The sequence below is a fragment of the Streptomyces katrae genome (genome assembly GCF_000966975.1).
GTDB classification, from domain to species: domain Bacteria; phylum Actinomycetota; class Actinomycetes; order Streptomycetales; family Streptomycetaceae; genus Streptomyces; species Streptomyces katrae.
Genome location: NZ_JZWV01001303.1, coordinates 1 through 3,001, shown reverse-complemented (window position 1 = coordinate 3,001; position 3,001 = coordinate 1). Strand labels below are relative to the sequence as shown.

Annotated in this window: 3 protein-coding genes and 1 riboswitch; of the genes, 2 read left to right on the top strand and 1 reads right to left on the bottom strand. The window is 72.0% G+C overall.

What is annotated here, in order from left to right:
• Positions 1 to 53 precede the first annotated feature (53 nt).
• The gene (locus tag VR44_RS36450) at positions 54 to 899 is read right to left on the bottom strand and encodes a bifunctional 5,10-methylenetetrahydrofolate dehydrogenase/5,10-methenyltetrahydrofolate cyclohydrolase (protein WP_045951951.1); all 846 of its coding nucleotides are present in this window, start codon (positions 897 to 899) and stop codon (positions 54 to 56) included.
• 74 nt (positions 900 to 973) lie between these two features.
• Positions 974 to 1,073, bottom strand: a riboswitch (ZMP/ZTP riboswitch).
• A gap of 71 nt (positions 1,074 to 1,144) precedes the next feature.
• Between VR44_RS36450 and VR44_RS36445 the strand changes: the two genes are divergently transcribed.
• Positions 1,145 to 1,906 (top strand): class I SAM-dependent methyltransferase, encoded by a 762-nt coding sequence (locus VR44_RS36445; protein ID WP_045951950.1) that lies wholly within the window; start codon positions 1,145 to 1,147, stop codon positions 1,904 to 1,906.
• 247 nt (positions 1,907 to 2,153) lie between these two features.
• The coding region (locus VR44_RS36440) for a sigma-70 factor domain-containing protein (protein WP_045951949.1) at positions 2,154 to 3,001 on the top strand (848 nt) is incomplete at its 3' end.

Here is a 3,001-nt window from a genome sequence, read left to right as displayed (position 1 = left end):
GCCCCGGACCGCAGGGGGCCGGGGCGCTCGCGGGGCGCGGGAGCCGGGCGGGCTCAGAGGTCCGCGAGGTCCAGGCCGGCCTGGGCGGCCGCGGCGTGGACGGTCTGCTCCAGCAGGACCGCGATGGTCATGGGGCCCACACCGCCGGGCACCGGGGTGATCAGGGAGGCCCGGGCGGCGGCCGACTCGAAGTGGACGTCGCCGACGTTGCCCTCGTTGTAGCCGGCGTCCAGGACGACCGCGCCCGGCTTGATGTCCTCGCCCCGGATGAACTCGGCCTTGCCGACGGCGGCGACCAGCACGTCGGCCTGGCGGACGATCGAAGACAGGTCCTGGGTGCGGGAGTGGCAGTAGGTGACGGTGGCGTTCTGCTCCAGCAGCAGCATCCCGGCGGGCTTGCCCAGGATCGCGCTGCGGCCGACCACGACGGCGTGCTTGCCGGTGAGGTCCACGTCGTACTCGGCGAGCAGGCGCATGATGCCGCCGGGGGTGCAGGAGACGAAGCCGGGCAGGCCGAAGCCCATGGCGGCGAAGGAGTGCATGGTGACCCCGTCGACGTCCTTGCCGGGGGCGATGGCCTCGAAGGCGGCCCGCTCGTCGATGTGGTGCGGGACCGGGTGCTGGAGCAGGATGCCGCTGATCTCCGGGTCCTCGGAGAGGGCCGTGATCGTGGCGACGAGCTCCTCGGTGGTGGTCTCGGCCGGCAGCGCCACGTGCCGGGAGGTGATCCCGGCCTTGGTGCAGCGGTTCTGCTTCATGCGCACGTAGGTCACGGACGCGGGGTCCTCGCCGACCAGGACGGTGGCCAGGCAGGGGGCGGTGCCGGTGCGCTCGGTGATCTTCGCCGCGAGGGCGGCGGTCTCCTCGGAGATGCGGCGGGCGAGGGCGGTGCCGTCCATGAGCTGGGCGGTGGCCGAGGGGGCAGTCGTCACGGGGTCTCCTGAACGTCGCTGCGGATCGCTGTTCGCTGATCGCGGTTCGCCCAGGCGCGCGGCAGTCGACGTACGGGGAGGTGCGTACGCCGGGCCGCTCCCCGGTGGTGATCCACCCGAACGCCAGTCACGGCCCTGCTCCCACTGTAGTCGACCCCGTCCGGTCCGGTTATCCGGTGGATGACCCGCGCCCGTCCTGGGACGATCGAGACATGACGCGCACCTTCGACCATCTCGTCGCCGAGGCGGAATCCGTGTCGGTGGACGGCTGGGACTTCTCCTGGCTCGACGGCCGGGCCACCGAGCAGCGGCCCTCCTGGGGCTACCAGGGGATGCTGGCCGAGCGCCTGGCCCGGGTCCGCTCCGCCCTGGACATCCAGACGGGCGGCGGCGAGGTCCTGGCGGGGGCGGGCCCGCTGCCGCCGCTGACGGCCGCCACGGAGTCCTGGCCGCCGAACATCGAGAAGGCGACCCGGCTGCTGCACCCGCTGGGCGCCGTGGTGGTCGCCGACACCGACGAGCCGCCGCTGCCGTTCGGCTCCGATGCCTTCGAGCTGGTGGCCAGCAGGCACCCGGTGACCATCTGGTGGGAGGAGATCGCCCGGGTGCTGACCCCGGGCGGCACGTACTTCTCGCAGCAGGTCGGCCCGGCGAGCGTCTTCGAGCTCGTCGAGTACTTCCTCGGCCCGCAGCCGGAGGAGGTCCGGCGCGCCCGGCACCCCGACGACGCGGTGGCCGACGCGCGGAAGGCGGGCCTGGAGGTGGTCGACCTGCGCTCCGAGCGGCTGCGTACGGAGTTCCACGACATCGGAGCCGTGATCTACTTCTTGAGGAAGGTGATCTGGATGGTTCCCGGCTTCACGGTCGGGCACTACCGGGACCGGCTGCGCGAGCTCCACGAACGGATCGAGCGGGAGGGCCCGTTCGTCGCGCACACCGCCCGTTTCCTCATCGAGGCCCGCAAGCCGGACTGATGCGGGGGCGTGCGCGCGCGGCACGGATCCGGCACGGGTCCGGCGCGGACGGATCCACGCCGGAACGGTTGCCCGGACACAGCGTGGCGCAGGTCACTCAATTCAGCGCGTAACGAATCGACTCGGGCAGCCGATGAACCGACAGGTGTCCTCGCGCGGCCCCGGAATACAGCCCCCCTGGGGACTGTTTCCCGAGTCCGCGCGATGATTCCGCCCACCCTTATCTGTTCGCAACGAGAGGCTCCTTGTGTCGCTCAGCCCGTCCCGTACGTTCCCTCCGGAGATCGCCGAATCGGAGGCCCTCGTCGCGCTCGTCGAGCGCGGCCGCGAGCAGGGTCACATCAACGGTGACGATGTGCGCCAGGCCTTCGAGGCCGGCCGCATCCCGGTGGACCAGTGGAAGCGGGTCCTGCGCAGCCTGAACCAGGTCCTGGACGAGGAGGGTGTCGCCCTCCACGTCAGCGCCGCCCCCGCCACGAAGGCTCCTGCCAAGAAGCCCCGCAAGGCAGCCGCCGCCCCGGCCCGCACCGTGACCAAGAAGGCGGCCGCCGCGCCGCGCCCCATCGGCGCGCGCAAGGCATCGGTCGCCGCCGCCCCGGCCGCCGCCGCGGCGATATCCGCTCCGTCGGCCGCCGCCGCGGAGGAGGTGTCGGCCGAGGCCGCCGCCGAGCCCAAGAAGCGCACGGTCAAGAAGACCGCGGCCAAGAAGGCCACGGCCACCAAGAAGACCGCCGCGAAGAAGACGACCGCCAAGGACGCCGACGACGCCGAGAACCCGGTCGTCGAGGGTGAGGACTGGGCCGTCGAGGACCTCGCCGACGAGACCGAGGAGGAGGCCCCCAAGGCGGGCGGCCAGGGCTTCGTGCTGTCCGACGAGGACGAGGACGACGCCCCGGCGCAGACGGTGATGGTGGCCGGCGCCACCGCCGACCCGGTCAAGGACTACCTCAAGCTCATCGGAAAGGTGCCGCTGCTCAACGCCGAGCAGGAGGTCGAGCTCGCCAAGCGCATCGAGGCGGGTCTGTTCTCCGAGTACAAGCTCGAAGAGGAGGAGGACCACAAGCCCGCGTTCAAGCGCGAGCTGGAGATCCTCGT